This window comes from Pedococcus dokdonensis (assembly GCF_900104525.1).
In the GTDB taxonomy this organism is placed as follows: Bacteria; Actinomycetota; Actinomycetes; order Actinomycetales; family Dermatophilaceae; genus Pedococcus; species Pedococcus dokdonensis.
Genome location: NZ_LT629711.1, coordinates 3,696,401 through 3,709,512, shown reverse-complemented (window position 1 = coordinate 3,709,512; position 13,112 = coordinate 3,696,401). Strand labels below are relative to the sequence as shown.

The window sequence follows — 13,112 nt, the reverse complement described above, 5'->3', positions numbered from 1 at the left end:
CACGGCATGGCGGCCACCGAGACCCGACTCCTGCTGCTCGGCACCGTCATGTTGTTCGAGCCGGTCAACGGCTACCAGCTGCGGCGCGAGCTGTTGTCGTGGGAGGTCGACGACTGGGCGCACGTGAACCCCGGATCGATCTACTCGGGCCTGGCCACCCTGGCCAAGCAGGGGAACCTCGACCGGCACGACCTGGTCGACGGCAACCGCGAGGTGGCGGTCTACACGAGCACCCCGGCCGGGCGACGTGAGTTCGCCAGGCTCTGGCAGGAGGCGGTCGAGACCCCCGACCTGCTGTCCCCGCTGCCGTTCCACACGGCCATGGCGCTGATGCCGCTGATCAGCCGGACCGCGGTGCGCGAGGCGCTCCGGACCCGGCTGGCCAACCTGGACGCCAGGACGCGCGAGCAGCTGGCTCGCGAGATCCCGCCCGAGGCGGTGCCCCCACACGTGCGGACGCTGGCCGACCTCTGGATGGGGATGGGGCAGACCGAGCGGGAGTGGCTGGTGAACCTGATCGCCCAGGTGGACCGCGGCGAGTTCGGGCTGAGCGGCGAACCGGCCGACTGGACCGCCCCCGCCGACGACCCGGGCTGGCAGATGGCGAACGACCGGCAGCGCTACGTGGAGCTCATCGCGCGCCAGCACTGACTCGCAGCCGCGCCCGCTGCGAGCGCGCGCTGCGATGAGTTCCTGTCGGTGCACGGGTCTACCGTCATGCGCGCCGGGTGGAGAACCGGATTGACGCGTGGGTGTTCAATGTTGAACACTTCGGATATTCAAGTTTGAACAAGAGCCGGTGGGCCGGTCGACGGTCGGGGCAAGGAGCGGGAGAGACGATGATCCACGCACGAGGTCTGGTGCAGACCTTCCAGACACGCGAGGGCAAGAAGAAGAGCGAGGTGCGCGCCGTCGACGGCGTCGACCTCGACGTCGCCGAGGGCGAGGTGGTGGGCTTCCTCGGGCCGAACGGCGCGGGCAAGACCACCACCCTGCGCATGCTGACCACGTTGCTGCGCCCGACGGCGGGCACGGCCACGGTGGCCGGCTTCGACGTCGTCACGGAGTCCGAGAAGGTGCGGCGGTCGATCGGCTACGTCTCGCAGAGCGGTTCCACGGGCCAGTTCGCCCGGGCCGGCGACGAGGTGGTCGACCACGGGATGCTCTACGGCATGACGGCTGCCGAGGCGCGCACCCGCGGCCAGGAGCTCTTCGGCCAGCTGGACCTCGAGGGGCTCTGGGGGCGCCAGCCCAAGACCATGTCCGGCGGCCAGCGCCGCCGGCTCGACATCGTCATGGGGCTGATCCACGAGCCGACCCTGGTCTTCCTCGACGAGCCGACGACGGGTCTCGACCCGCAGGCGCGGGCGAACCTCTGGACCCACATCGCCGACCTGCGCAAGCGGCGTGGGGCGACGGTGTTCCTCACCACCCACTACCTCGACGAGGCCGACGCGCTGAGCGACCGGATCATCGTCATCGACCACGGCAGGATCATCGCCGCCGACACCAGCGACAACCTCAAGGCGCAGGTCTCCGGTGACCTGGTCGACCTCGAGGTGACCGACCCCGACCTGGTGGCCGAGGCGGCCAAGCGGCTCGACGCCATCGCCGAGTCGGGCAGGGACGGCAGCGACGCGGTCGAGGTGGACGGCAACCACGTCCGCGCCCGGGTGCAGCGCGCCGGCAAGGCGGTCCCCGGCCTGCTGGCCGACCTGCGGGCCGCCGACATCGACCTCGAGTCGATCGAGGTCCTGCGCCCCACCCTCGACGACGTCTTCCTCACCCTCACCGGGCGCTCGCTGCGCGACGCCGAGTCCTCGGCCCCGGCCGACCCGACCTCGAAGGAGAAGTGACATGCAGTTCCTGCGCGAGTCCTTCATCGTCTTCCGCCGCCAGCTGCGGATGAACCTGCGCAACCCCGCCTGGGTGCTCATCGGCCTGATGCAGCCGATCCTCTACCTGTTCCTCTTCGGGCCGCTGCTCAAGCCGATGGCCCAGCAGCTCGGCGTCGCCAACACGTGGACCTTCTTCGTGCCCGGCATGCTGATCCAGCTCGGCATGTTCGGGGCGTTCTTCGCCGGCTTCGGCCTGATCTCCGAGTGGCGCGACGGGGTCATCGAGGCGGAGCGGGTCACCCCCGCCAGCCGCACCGCGCTGCTGATGGGTCGGCTGTGGCGCGACCTGCTCCAGCTCCTCGTCCAGGCCCTGGTGCTGGTCGGGCTCGGCTACTGGGTGGGCATGGAGGCCCCGCTGGGCGGCGTCGTCCTCGGCGTGCTGCTCACCCTGCTGGTCGGCGGAGCCTGTGCGGCGGCGTCCAACGCGCTGGCCCTGACGACCAAGAGCGAGGACGTCATGGCTCCGGTGATCAACGTCGTCATGATGCCGGTGCTGCTGCTCTCCGGCATCCTGCTGCCGATGACGATCGGTCCCGACTGGCTGCAGCGCACCAGCGACTTCATGCCGTTCCGCTGGATCACCGATGGCGTGCGCAGCTCGTTCGTCGGAGACTTCGCGGCCAACGGCCTGATGTGGGGCAGCATCTGGGCGGTCGGCCTGTTCGCCATCGCGCTGTGGTGGGGCACGTCCACCTTCCGCAAGGAGAACGCCTGACCGCCCTCCGGACACGGGTATGCCGCGTGGCCCGGCCACGCGGCATACCTGCGTCTGGGGGTGGGTCCGGCAGGGTCAGCTGGCCTTCTTGGCCGCCTTCTTGGTGGTCGCCTTCTTGGCCGTGGTCTTCTTCGCGGCGGTCTTCTTGGCCGCCGGCTTGCTGTCCGAGGTGGACTCGCCGCGCGACGCCTTGGCCTTGTCGACCGACTTCTTGAGGGCAGCCAGCAGGTCGACGACCTCGCCGGACTCGTCCTTCGACTCCGGCGCGTGCTGGATCTCGCCGCCTTCGACCTTCGCCTTGACCAGGGCCTGGACCGCGGCCGCGTAGTCGTCCTCGTAGTCGTCGGGCTCGTAGTCGCCGGCCAGCTGCTCGATCAGCAGGTCGGCCATCGCCAGCTCCTGCTTGGTCGCCTTGGCGTCGTCGTCGAGCGTGGCGAAGTCGGGCTTGCGGATCTCGTCCGGCCACAACATCGTCTGCATGAGGATCACGCCCTCGTGGACGCGCAGCACCGCCATCGTCATGCGGGTGCGGATCGAGACCGTCACCACCGCGACGCGGTTCTCCTTCTCGAGGGCGTCACGCAGCAGGATGTAGGGCTTGGTGGACGCCTTGTCGGGCTCCAGGTAGTAGGACTTGTCGTAGAGCATCGGGTCGATCTGCTCGGCCGGCACGAACTTCTCGACCGAGATCTCCTTGCTGCTGCTGGCCGGGAGCTCCTTGAAGTCCTCGTCGGTGAGGACGACCATCTCGCCGTCCTCGGTCTCGTAGCCCTTGGCGATGTCGTCGTAGGACACGACCTCGCCGTCGATGCTGCAGATCCGCTGGTACTTGATCCGGCCGCCGTCCTCGCGGTGCACCTGCCGGAACGACACGTCGTGGTTCTCGGTGGCGGAGTAGAGCCGGATCGGCACGTTGACCAGCCCGAACGACACCGCGCCCTTCCAGATCGCTCGCATGCTCTCCCCGTCCTCTCGTGAGTCCCTCGTCGCCACCAGCCTATGCGTCAGGATGGCCCCATGCGTCCCATGCTGGCCAGCCCCACCACCGCCATCCCCGATGGCGACGAGTGGCTGCACGAGGTCAAGTGGGACGGCATGCGCGTGCTGGCCGACGTCCGTGACGGGGTGCTGACGCTGACGTCGCGGATCGGGAACGACGTGACGGTCAGCTTCCCCGAGCTGCAACCCCTGGCCGGCACCTACGACGACATGCTGCTGGACGGTGAGGTGGTCGCCCTCGACGGTGGGCGGCCGTCGTTCGGGGCCCTGGCCGACCGGATGCACGTGCGCGACCGTCGCAAGGCCGAGCGTCTCTCGGCCGTGCGACCGGTCACCCTGATGGTCTTCGACCTGCTGCGGCTCTATGGCTCCGACCTCACCGCCCAGCCGCTGTCGGCGCGGCGCGAGCTGCTCGAGCGGCTCGACCTCGCCGGTCGGCACTGGCAGGTGCCGCCGGTCTACGACGACGGCGCCGAGCTCTTCGCCGCCACCCTCGAGCAGGGGCTCGAAGGCGTGGTCAGCAAACGCCGGTCGGCCCCCTACCTGCCCGGGCGGCGGTCGACCGACTGGCTCAAGTCCCCGCACCGGAGCACCGTCTCGGCCGTCGTCGGCGGGTGGCGGGCGGAGAAGACCAACGACTCCGGCCGGCTGGGCGCGGTGCTGCTGGGCGTGCCGGACGGCACGGGGGGCTGGCGGTTCGCCGGGCGGATGGGCAGCGGGATCGCCGGTCGGGCGGCGGTCCAGCTCGCCGAGGCCCTCGCGCCGCACGCCAGGACGGACTCACCGTTCAGCGACGAGGTGCCACGGCTCGATCGGGCGGGCGTGACCTGGGTCGACCCGGTCGTGGTCGTGGAGGCACGGACCCTCGAGGTGACGCGCGACGGCCGGCTGCGCCAACCGGCATACCTCGGCATGCGAGCCGACCTGACCCCCGAGGACCTGCAGGAGGTGGACGGTGGCTGAGCGATACGTCCCGGAGGTGACGCGCGTCGAGGTGGCGGGCCGCACTCTCAAGCTCACCAGCCTCGACAAGCTGCTCTACCCCTCGACCGAGACCACCAAGGGCGAGGTGCTCAACTACTACGCCCAGGTGTCCGAGGTGCTGCTCCCCCACCTCGCGGACCGCGCGCTGACCCGCGTGCGATACCCCCACGGCACGAACGACCAGAGCTTCTTCGAGAAGAACCTGCCGTCCGGGGCGCCGTCGTGGTTGCCACGGGTCAGGATCGACGACGTCACCTACCCGATGGTCGAGGACCTGTCGCACCTCACCTACCTGGTCAACCTCAACTCCATCGAGCTGCACATCCCGCAGTGGCGCGTCGACGACGGCGAGCGACAGCACCCCGACCGGCTGGTCATCGACCTCGACCCGGGCTCCCCGGCCGGGCTGAAGGAGTGCGCCCAGGTCGCCCTGATGGTTCGTGACCGGCTCGAGGCGCTCGGACTCGACCTCTACCCGGTCACCAGTGGCAGCAAGGGGATGCAGCTGTATGCCGGCCTCCCCGGCGACCTCACCTCCGACCAGACCCGCGACCTCGCCCAGCAGCTCGCGCAGGAGCTCACCAAGAAGCACCCCGAGCTGATCGTCTGGAAGATGACCAAGTCGCTGCGGCCCGGCAAGGTCTTCCTCGACTGGAGCCAGAACGTCGCCGCCAAGACGACCGTCTGCCCCTACTCGCTGCGGGGCAAGGAGACCCCCACGGTGGCGGCGCCACGCTCGTGGGACGAGGTCGAGGCGGGCGCCCAGGGCGCGAAGTTCGAGCAGCTGATGTTCGACGAGGTGCTCGACCGGCTCGAGTCGGACGGCGACCTGCTCGCCGACCTGCTGGCGTCCTAGCGTCGGCGCAGGCGGGGGCAGCCCGAGCACTCGTGCACGCCGGGCAGCACGTAGATGAAGCAGCACGAGCCCCGCTCGGGCGGGCGCTGGCCCTGGGCCCGGGCGAGCGTCATCGCCCACACGTCGTCGACCATCGCCCTCCGGGTGTGCTCACCCAGGCGCACCGGCGAGTGGTACCCGAGCGCCAGCTCGAGGGCGTCGACCAGGTATGCCGCCCTGGCTGCCTCCAGCCGGTCGTCCAGGAGCGCCGTCGTGACGCGGGGCCGCTCGAACTGGACCGCCACCGGGTAGAGCTGGGTGGGCTGCAGCTCGAAGCCCAGCACCGCCTCGAAGGGATGTACCACCCACGGATGGTGCCGGGCGGCGTGCACGCCGGCCTCGGCCGCCGCCTCCAGGGTCCACTGGAGGACGAAGGCCGAGGGCATCGACTCGGGCACCGCGGCGGCGTACTGGCGGGCCGTCGAAACGGCCAGCCTGGTCCGCCATTCCTGCAGCGCATCGATTCCGGCTCGCTGCTTTTCGACAATGTCCCGCCAGCTCCAGGACAATACCGATTGCCCTGCTGCGCCCGGACCTGGCTGCCCACCGGGCGGGACCAGAGAAACCTGCAGGTCAGTGCGCCTTGTCGTAGGCGGCCTGGACCTCGGCGGAAATGCGCCCTCGGTCACTCACCTGGTGGCCGTTCGAACGAGCCCACTCCCGGACGTCGCCGAGGTCGCGCTTGCCAGCGCTGCGACCGGAGCCGGCCGGGCGACCCGCAGAGCGGCGGCCGGCGGCGCGACGGGCGTGACCGACGTACTGCGCCAGTGCATCCCGCAGCGCGGCAGCGTTCTTCGCGTTGAGGTCGATCTCGTAGCTCACGCCGTCGAGGGCGAAGGTGACCGTCTCGTCGGCCTCGGAGCCGTCGAGGTCGTCCTCGAGCACGATGTTGACACGCTGGGCCATCTGAATTCCTTCCGAATGCAATCAGGGGCACCAAGTGAATTGGTGGTGCAGCCAAAACTATCTGCTTCGGAAGGGAAGGGGAAATGAATGCCGAAGGCTATTTGTCGCCGGACCTGGAATTGTCCGGTTCGGCCCGCGTCTCGACGTTGGATTCGGGGTGCGCGGCATCCCACTGGGAATGCGCGAGGCGTTCTTTGCGGTCACCCTCGATCATGTTCTTGATGACCAGCCAGAAGAGGAATCCCACGCCTGCCGACGGGATCAGCGCCGCGACGTAGGGCCACACGCCGCTCATCGCGTCACCTCGGGCTTGAGGTGCGGGAAGAGGATCGTCTCGCGGATGCTCGCGTCGGTGAACAGCATCACGAGTCGGTCCACGCCGAACCCGAGCCCACCCATCGGTGGGGCGCCGTACTCCAGGGCCCGCAGGAAGTCCTCGTCGAGCTGCATCGCCTCCGGGTCGCCACCGGCCGCCCTGACGGACTGTGCCGTCAGCACCTCGCGCTGCACCACCGGATCGACCAGCTCGGAGAAGCCGGTGCCCCGCTCCACGCCACCGATGATCAGGTCCCAGGCCTCGATCAGCCCCGGCTCGCTGCGGTGGGGGCGGGCCAGCGGCTGGGCGATCGCGGGGTAGTCGCACAGAAAGGTCGGCTGGAGCAGGCCCGGCTCGACCAGCTCACCCAGCAGCTCCAGGAACACCTTGTCCTTGTCCCAGGCCGGGTCGATCGCCACGTCGTGCTTCTCGGCGTAGCCGCGCAGGGTCTCGAGGTCGGTGTCGATGGTGACGACCTCACCGACCGCTTCGGAGACTCCTTGGTAGACGGGCAGCCAGCGCCACTCGCCGTCGAGGTCCACCGTGCCCGCGGCGGTCTCGACCTGGCGTGACCCCAACGCGTCGGCGACGCCGAGGAAGACGTCGCGCATCAGGGCGGCGATCGTGGTCTGGTCGCCATAGGCCTGGTAGGCCTCGAGCATCGTGAACTCGGGGCTGTGCGTCGCGTCGACGCCCTCGTTGCGGAAGATCCGGCCCATCTCGTAGACCTTGTCGACCCCGCCGACGACGGCCTTCTTCAGGTTGAGCTCCAACGCGATCCGCAGGGTCATCTCCTGGTCGAACGCGTTCATGTGGGTGCGGAACGGGCGGGCCGCAGCGCCGCCGTGGACCAGCTGGATGATCGGCGTCTCGACCTCCAGGTAGCCCTGCGACTCGAGCACCCCGCGGATCGCCGAGAGCGCGGCCGCCTTGGTGCGCACCATGTCGCGCGCCTCCTGGCGCACGATGAGGTCGGCGTAGCGCTGGCGGACGCGCGACTCCTCCGAGAGGTCCTTGTGCAGCACGGGCAGCGGTCGCAGCGCCTTGGACGCCATCTCCCACCGGGTCGCCATCACGGACAGCTCACCACGGCGCGACGAGATCACCCGACCCTCGACGAACACGTGGTCGCCGAGGTCGACGGTGGACTTCCACTCGGCGAGGGCCACTTCCCCGACCTCGGCCAGGCTGAGCATGACCTGCAGCCGGGTGCCGATCCCCTCCTGGAGGGTTGCGAACGCGAGCTTGCCGGTGTTGCGGACGAAGATCACCCGACCGGCCACCCCGACGACGTCCTGGGTCTCCTCGCCCGTCTCGAGCTGCCCCCACTGCTCACGCACCTCGGCCAGCGTGTGGGTCCGCGGCACCGACACCGGGAAGGCCTGCTTCCCCTCGGCCAGCAACCGGTCGCGCTTGTCGCGCCGCACCTGCATCTGCTCGGGCAGGTCGGCGTCGGTCGCGGTGGCGTCGGAGGTGACGGTCTCGGGGGTCTGGCTCACCCGCAAAGGGTACCGACCGGCATACCGCCCCCCGCGCCCGACCGGTGCGAGGCGGATGCGCCCACTTCGGGTGAAACGGCCTAGTCCGATCGGGTGGACCTTGTCCTGATATGCCGGGTTGGTCAGGAACCGACCACTCTGCTTGTTACGTTCGCCGAGTCCCACTGCGCCATCGACCCCGACCGCTCCACGTCGGCACTCTCCACGCGCACCCGGGAATGCATGCGCACTCCCGGCCCGCCTGGGCCCGCACCCCTGCACGGTGCGTGAGGAGCCGACAGCAGGGAAACCCGATGCTCTTGCCCCCCGTCCCCCCGCCCGTCCTGACACGCTCGCCGCGCCGCCGATCAGCCGGCCGCCTCGTGGCCCTGGTCGCAGCCGCAGCGTGCGTCGGGATCACCGCCGCGGGTCCGGCATCCGCCGAGTCGGCCCCGTCGACCGCAGCAGGGGTCGCCCCCTCGTCCACCACACCGGCAGGGACGCCGGCCGTGACGCCGGTGGCGGACCCGCCGGCCGCGCCCGCGGAGGCGGCCCCCTCCACCGAGGTCGAGCCCGCCCCGCCGATCGAGACCGTCACCGAGCCCGTCACCACCCCGCCAGCCGTCACCGCGCCGGTCGCCACCCCGCCGGTCGCCACGCAGCCGGCCGCCACGCAGTCCGTCGCCCCGGCGCAGACCGCCCCGTCTCGGCGCGCTGCCGCCACCAGCCGCACCGCGGTCGCGCCCGCCTCCACCGCACCCGTCGTCACCACGCAGCCGGTGGAGACCTGGGTCGACCTGGGCGAGTCAGCCACCTTCACGGCGCACGCCAGCGGCACACCGGTCCCCACCGTCCAGTGGCAGTTCCGCCGCTGGACCGAGGACACCTGGGTCGACATCCCCGGCGCCACGTCCGACAGCTACACCTCGCCGCCCGCTTCCCTGGCCGACGTCGAGCCCGGCTACCGCGCCGTCTTCACCAACTCCGCGGGCAGTGTCGCCACCCAGTCCGCCGACCTGCGGATGAACCAGCTGCCGCCTGCGCCCGGCACGCCGTCAGCGCCGCGCAACGTCATCGCCCACCAGACCGCGCCGGGCCAGATCACCATCACCTGGTCGGCACCGGCCGACGAGGGCGACTCGCCGATCACCAGCTATGGCGCCGGCTACGCCACCCGTCGCTGGGGCAACGGTGACGACTTCTCCCCCTCGACGTACAAGGCCGTCTTCAACGACATCGAGGACGGCGACTACTCCGCCGTGGTGTTCGCGGTGAACGACGCGGGGATGGGATGGCGGGTGTTCGTGCCGATCTCGGTCGGCGACGGGCCGTCCGCAGCGCGCCACGTCGCAGCCACTCGGTCCGGATCGGCGGTGACCGTGACCTGGGGGGCCCCCTCCCGAGTCGGCTACGGGCCGGTCGACGGCTACGACGTCGTCCTGACGTCGGGTGCGCACCGCGTCACCCGCACCCTGCCTGCCGGAGCCACCAGCGCCACCTTCCGAGACCTGGCCCCGGGCACCTGGCGGGTCACCGTGACTGCGTCGAACGTCGTCGGTCCCGGTGTGGCCACGACCGTGACGGTGGTCGTGCCGAGCAGCACCCCCGCTGCTCCGTCGAGGCCCGCACCCCGCCCGGTAGCCGCAGCCATTCCCGCCGCGATCCCCGCCGCCTACCCTGCCCAGGCGCCCACGGCACAGCTCGCGCTCACCGGCAGTGCGGGCGCAGCCCAGGCAGCTCTGGCCCTCGGACTCCTGCTCCTCGGGCTCGCCTCGACGACCGCAGCCCGTCGCCTGCGGACGGTGTCACGGCACTGACTCGACAGCACCAGCGGAAGGGGAGCCACCGGATGTCCGGTGGCTCCCCTTCCCGCACGAGCCAGGGGGCTCGCGGCGCCGGTCAGTCGACCAGGTCGAGGGCCAGGTCGAGGATCGGTGAGGAGTGCGTGAGGCCGCCGACCGAGAGGTAGTCGACCCCGGTCTCGGCGTAGGCCCGCGCGACGTCGAGGGTCAGGCCGCCGGTGGCCTCGAGCTCGACGTCCTCACCGGTGGCCCGCACCGCCTCGACGGTCGCGCGCAGGAGCTCGACGGACATGTTGTCGCACAACAGGAAACGCGCACCTACCTCCACCGACTCGAGCGCCTCCTCGGTCGTGGTGACCTCCACCTGCACCGGCACGTCGGGGAACTTCGCCCGCACCGCGGCATACGCCTTGCTCAGCGACCCGGCGGCGAGCTTGTGGTTGTCCTTGATCATGGCCACGTCGTAGAGGCCCATCCGCTTGTTCGTGCCACCGCCGGCGCGGACCGCGTACTTCTCCAGTGCGCGCAGTCCCGGCGTCGTCTTGCGCGTGTCGAGGACCGTGGCACCGGTGCCGGCCAGCTGCTCGGCCCACCGGTGGGTGTGGGTCGCGATACCGGACAGCCGGCACACGACGTTGAGCACGGTCCGCTCCCCGACCAGCGTCACCTGCGTCGAACCCGTCAGCTCGGCGACCACGTCATGCCGGGCGACGACGTCGCCGTCGGCGCGAAGAGCGTTGACCTGCAACGGTTCCGCGCCGAGGCGCCGAGCCACCTCGTCGAAAACCATTGCAATGACCGGTATGCCGGCCAGCGCACCGGCCTCGCGCGCCACCACCTGCGCGGCGCTCACCTGATCGGCTGGGATGGTGGCCGCGGTCGTGACGTCCACCCCGTCGAGCCCGCCGAGGTCCTCGTCGAGCGCGGTGCGGATGACGGTGAGCGCGTCTTCTTCGGGGAACGCGAGATCGGTCACGAGAGGTCCTGTTCGGGCACGAGGTGGAAGGTGGTGGTGACGACGCCGTCGCGCCCACGGGTGGCCCGCTGGTTGCCGCGCCAGGCGTCGACGGCTTCGGGGAAGTCATCGCGAACGTGCCCGCCGCGGGTCTCCTCGCGCCGGGCCGCCAGCGACGTGAGGACCTGACCGACGTGCAGCAGGTTGGTCGTCTCCCACGACTGCGGGCCCGGCTCGGGGGCGCCGACACCGTCGTCGAGGGACTGGTCGGCGAGCGCGGTGAGCGCGATCGCGGTGTGTCGCAACGACTCCGCGGTCCGCACCGCTCCCGCTCCGGCCGTCATCGCGGCCTGCACGTCGACCCGCGAGGTGTGCGGCAGCAGTGCCGCCGCACCGGGCGGCCGGCCGGCCTGCCCCGGCGGCACCGGTGGCAGCTCACCCGCCGAGAGCCGCGCCGAGAGGTCGTCGGCGATGCGGTGGGCGAAGACGAGGCCCTCGAGCAGCGAGTTGGAGGCGAGCCGGTTGGCGCCGTGCACCCCCGTGCACGACACCTCGCCGCAGGCGTAGAGGCCCTCGACCGAGCTGCGCCCGTGCAGGTCGGTGCGGACGCCGCCCGAGGCGTAGTGCTCGGCCGGGGCGACCGGCAACAGCTCGGTGGCCGGGTCGAAGCCGAGCTCCCGGCAGCGCGCCACGATCGTGGGAAAGCGCTCCTCGAGGAACTCGCGACCGAGGTGCCGGGCGTCGAGGTAGACGTGGTCCTCGCGGGTCTCGCGCATCCGCTCGGCGATGGCCCGGGCCACGACGTCGCGGGGGGCGAGGTCGGCCAGCGGGTGCCGCCCCTCCATGAACCGCACCCCGTCCCGGTCGACCAGGAAGGCACCTTCACCGCGGACCGCCTCGGAGATCAGCGGCTGCTGCCCGGTCGAGCCCGCCCCCAGCCACAGCACGGTCGGGTGGAACTGGACGAACTCGACGTCGGCGACCTCGGCGCCGGCCCGCAGCGCGGCCGCGAGGCCGTCGCCGGTGGCCACCGAGGGGTTCGTCGTCGCGGCATACACCTGTCCGAGGCCACCGGTCGCGAGGACCACGGCCCGCGCCCGCGCGGCCCCGACGCCGTCGCGCTGGCCCTCGCCGATCACGTGCAGGGTCACGCCGCAGGCGCGGCCACCCGCGTCGAGCAGGAGGTCGACGACCAGCGCGTGCTCGACCACCTCGATGCCCGGGTCGTCCTGCACGCGGTGCAGCGCCGCGATGAGGGCACGGGAGATCTCGCGGCCGGTGGCGTCACCGCCGGCGTGGGCGATGCGGTCGCGGTGGTGCCCACCCTCGCGGGTCAGCTTGATCTCGCCCTCGGCGTCGCGGTCGAACTCCGCACCCAGGGCCACCAGCTCGCGCACCCTCTGCGGGCCCTCGGTGACCAGCGCCCGCACGGCGTCGACGTCGCAGATCCCGACGCCTGCCACGAGGGTGTCGCGCAGGTGGTCCTCGGGCGAGTCCGCTGGGTCGAGGGCCGCGGCGATGCCCCCTTGGGCCCACAACGTCGACCCCTCGGACAGCACCGTCTTGGTCACCAGCAGCACGCGGTCGACGCGCTGCCGCAGCCGCAGCGCCGTGGTCAGCCCGGCGATCCCGGAGCCGACGACGATGACGTCGGCCTGGGCGGTCCAGCCCGGCTGTGGCGCCCGCAGCCGACCCGGGAGCCGGAGCGGGCCCCCGTCGGTCGCGTCGGCCCCGGTCTCAGTCATGGGGACGCCGCGTGACCGCCGACGTCTTCAGCCCGAACCCGTCGGGCACGTCGCCCCCGTCGTGGCCGACCTCGACGATCCGGTTCTGCCCGTCGACGAAGACGACCTGTGGCTCGAAGGTGCGGGCCTCGTGGTCGTCCATCGCGGCATACGCGATGATGATCACGGTGTCGCCGGGGGAGATCAGGCGCGCTGCAGCGCCGTTGATGCAGACGATCCCGCTGCCCCGCTCGCCCTCGATCGCGTAGGTCGTGAGCCGGTTGCCGTTGTCGACGTCGACGACGTCGACCTGCTCACCGGGCAGCAGCCCTGCGGCATCCATGAGGTCACGGTCGATCGTCAGCGACCCCACGTAGTGCAGGTCGGCCTGGGTCACCGTGGCGCGGTGGATCTTGGCGTAGAGCATGAAGCGCTGCATG

Annotated in this window: 14 protein-coding genes; 6 read left to right on the top strand and 8 right to left on the bottom strand. The window is 71.2% G+C overall.

The window, feature by feature from the left end:
- Window positions 1-6 precede the first annotated feature (6 nt).
- The 3 genes from BLQ34_RS17460 to BLQ34_RS17450 all read left to right on the top strand — a co-directional run bounded on the left by BLQ34_RS17460 (window position 7) and on the right by BLQ34_RS17450 (window position 2,613).
- On the top strand, window positions 7-651 hold the full coding sequence (locus tag BLQ34_RS17460) for a PadR family transcriptional regulator (protein ID WP_172829421.1): 645 nt from the start codon (window positions 7-9) through the stop codon (window positions 649-651).
- Between the two features lie 188 nt (window positions 652-839).
- Window positions 840-1,856 (top strand): ATP-binding cassette domain-containing protein, encoded by a 1,017-nt coding sequence (locus BLQ34_RS17455; RefSeq protein WP_091788440.1) that lies wholly within the window; start codon window positions 840-842, stop codon window positions 1,854-1,856.
- Between the two features lies 1 nt (window position 1,857).
- Window positions 1,858-2,613 (top strand): ABC transporter permease, encoded by a 756-nt coding sequence (locus BLQ34_RS17450; protein ID WP_091788437.1) that lies wholly within the window; start codon window positions 1,858-1,860, stop codon window positions 2,611-2,613.
- Between the two features lie 75 nt (window positions 2,614-2,688).
- On the opposite strand, the gene ku is transcribed toward BLQ34_RS17450, so the two are convergent.
- Window positions 2,689-3,570 (bottom strand): non-homologous end joining protein Ku, encoded by an 882-nt coding sequence (gene ku, locus BLQ34_RS17445; RefSeq protein ID WP_091788434.1) that lies wholly within the window; start codon window positions 3,568-3,570, stop codon window positions 2,689-2,691.
- 60 nt (window positions 3,571-3,630) lie between these two features.
- Between ku and ligD (BLQ34_RS17440) the strand changes: the two genes are divergently transcribed.
- Both ligD (BLQ34_RS17440) and ligD (BLQ34_RS17435) read left to right on the top strand, forming a co-directional pair.
- Window positions 3,631-4,575, top strand: coding sequence for a non-homologous end-joining DNA ligase (gene ligD, locus BLQ34_RS17440; protein WP_091788431.1), 945 nt, complete (start codon window positions 3,631-3,633; stop codon window positions 4,573-4,575).
- Window positions 4,568-5,452 (top strand): non-homologous end-joining DNA ligase, encoded by an 885-nt coding sequence (gene ligD / locus BLQ34_RS17435; RefSeq protein WP_091788428.1) that lies wholly within the window; start codon window positions 4,568-4,570, stop codon window positions 5,450-5,452. Before ligD (BLQ34_RS17440) ends, ligD (BLQ34_RS17435) begins: the two co-directional genes overlap by 8 nt.
- Here the strand turns inward: ligD (BLQ34_RS17435) and BLQ34_RS17430 are convergent.
- From BLQ34_RS17430 to lysS, 4 genes are all read right to left on the bottom strand, one after another.
- Window positions 5,449-5,889 carry a (2Fe-2S)-binding protein gene (locus tag BLQ34_RS17430; protein WP_157693127.1) on the bottom strand — a complete coding sequence of 147 codons (441 nt, stop codon included), beginning with the start codon at window positions 5,887-5,889 and terminating at the stop codon, window positions 5,449-5,451. The genes ligD (BLQ34_RS17435) and BLQ34_RS17430 overlap by 4 nt on opposite strands.
- A gap of 175 nt (window positions 5,890-6,064) precedes the next feature.
- Window positions 6,065-6,397 carry a histone-like nucleoid-structuring protein Lsr2 gene (locus BLQ34_RS17425; RefSeq protein WP_091788423.1) on the bottom strand — a complete coding sequence of 111 codons (333 nt, stop codon included), beginning with the start codon at window positions 6,395-6,397 and terminating at the stop codon, window positions 6,065-6,067.
- Window positions 6,398-6,494: 97 nt separating this feature from the next.
- On the bottom strand, window positions 6,495-6,692 hold the full coding sequence (locus tag BLQ34_RS17420) for a hypothetical protein (protein WP_091788420.1): 198 nt from the start codon (window positions 6,690-6,692) through the stop codon (window positions 6,495-6,497).
- Window positions 6,689-8,146 carry a lysine--tRNA ligase gene (gene lysS / locus BLQ34_RS17415; protein WP_091790175.1) on the bottom strand — a complete coding sequence of 486 codons (1,458 nt, stop codon included), beginning with the start codon at window positions 8,144-8,146 and terminating at the stop codon, window positions 6,689-6,691. The genes BLQ34_RS17420 and lysS overlap by 4 nt, the downstream gene beginning before the upstream one ends.
- 428 nt (window positions 8,147-8,574) lie before the next feature.
- Here lysS and BLQ34_RS17410 point away from each other — a divergent pair, with 428 nt between their 5' ends.
- Window positions 8,575-10,008 (top strand): fibronectin type III domain-containing protein, encoded by a 1,434-nt coding sequence (locus tag BLQ34_RS17410; protein WP_157693126.1) that lies wholly within the window; start codon window positions 8,575-8,577, stop codon window positions 10,006-10,008.
- Window positions 10,009-10,090: 82 nt separating this feature from the next.
- On the opposite strand, the gene nadC is transcribed toward BLQ34_RS17410, so the two are convergent.
- The 3 genes from nadC to panD are packed head-to-tail and all read right to left on the bottom strand — an operon-like array spanning window position 10,091 to window position 13,111.
- The gene (nadC, locus tag BLQ34_RS17405) at window positions 10,091-10,969 is read right to left on the bottom strand and encodes a carboxylating nicotinate-nucleotide diphosphorylase (protein ID WP_091788414.1); all 879 of its coding nucleotides are present in this window, start codon (window positions 10,967-10,969) and stop codon (window positions 10,091-10,093) included.
- Window positions 10,966-12,693, bottom strand: coding sequence for an L-aspartate oxidase (locus BLQ34_RS17400; protein WP_091788411.1), 1,728 nt, complete (start codon window positions 12,691-12,693; stop codon window positions 10,966-10,968). Before BLQ34_RS17400 ends, nadC begins: the two co-directional genes overlap by 4 nt.
- On the bottom strand, window positions 12,686-13,111 hold the full coding sequence (panD, locus tag BLQ34_RS17395) for an aspartate 1-decarboxylase (protein WP_091788408.1): 426 nt from the start codon (window positions 13,109-13,111) through the stop codon (window positions 12,686-12,688). Before panD ends, BLQ34_RS17400 begins: the two co-directional genes overlap by 8 nt.
- Window position 13,112 lies beyond the last annotated feature (1 nt).

Bases quoted from the DNA above. Each gene is read 5' to 3' on its own strand.
- BLQ34_RS17460 (WP_172829421.1), top strand. From the start codon at position 7: ATGGCGGCCACCGAGACCCGACTCCTGCTGCTCGGCACCGTCATGTTG.
- BLQ34_RS17455 (WP_091788440.1), top strand. From the start codon at position 840: ATGATCCACGCACGAGGTCTGGTGCAGACCTTCCAGACACGCGAGGGC.
- BLQ34_RS17450 (WP_091788437.1), top strand. From the start codon at position 1,858: ATGCAGTTCCTGCGCGAGTCCTTCATCGTCTTCCGCCGCCAGCTGCGG.
- ku (WP_091788434.1), bottom strand. From the start codon at position 3,570: ATGCGAGCGATCTGGAAGGGCGCGGTGTCGTTCGGGCTGGTCAACGTG.
- ligD (WP_091788431.1), top strand. From the start codon at position 3,631: ATGCGTCCCATGCTGGCCAGCCCCACCACCGCCATCCCCGATGGCGAC.
- BLQ34_RS17425 (WP_091788423.1), bottom strand. From the start codon at position 6,397: ATGGCCCAGCGTGTCAACATCGTGCTCGAGGACGACCTCGACGGCTCC.
- BLQ34_RS17420 (WP_091788420.1), bottom strand. From the start codon at position 6,692: ATGAGCGGCGTGTGGCCCTACGTCGCGGCGCTGATCCCGTCGGCAGGC.
- lysS (WP_091790175.1), bottom strand. From the start codon at position 8,146: ATGCAGGTGCGGCGCGACAAGCGCGACCGGTTGCTGGCCGAGGGGAAG.
- BLQ34_RS17400 (WP_091788411.1), bottom strand. From the start codon at position 12,693: ATGACTGAGACCGGGGCCGACGCGACCGACGGGGGCCCGCTCCGGCTC.
- panD (WP_091788408.1), bottom strand. From the start codon at position 13,111: ATGCAGCGCTTCATGCTCTACGCCAAGATCCACCGCGCCACGGTGACC.